We start from the raw sequence: 253 nt of genomic DNA, 5'->3' as shown, positions 1-253 counted from the left end.
CTTTGTAATAGTGAGTCTGATGCTAAAAAAATATTAAAAAACATTTCTGATGAACTGAACAAGTACAACTTAAATATCAATGAATCTAAAACAAAAATACATAAACTCCCAAATGGGCTTTATAGAGAACATTCTAAAAGGTATCACCCATATTCATTGTCAGGAGCAGAGTCTTTTTCATTTAGAGAGTTTGAACAAGCGGCACTCAAGGCGTTGGACATTCATTATGAGTATCCTGGCACAAGTATACTAA

The 253-nt window shown here is 32.8% G+C and carries 1 pseudogene; it reads left to right on the top strand.

Annotated features, from left to right (window positions below):
• Positions 1 to 253, top strand: a pseudogene (locus CBW22_RS26525) (hypothetical protein); the annotation flags it as partial.

The sequence above is a fragment of the Pantoea sp. VS1 genome (genome assembly GCF_002207995.1).
Lineage (GTDB): Bacteria > Pseudomonadota > Gammaproteobacteria > Enterobacterales > Enterobacteriaceae > Pantoea > Pantoea dispersa.
Note: the sequence above shows the minus strand (reverse complement) of the source record. Positions and strands in the feature narration are given on the sequence as shown.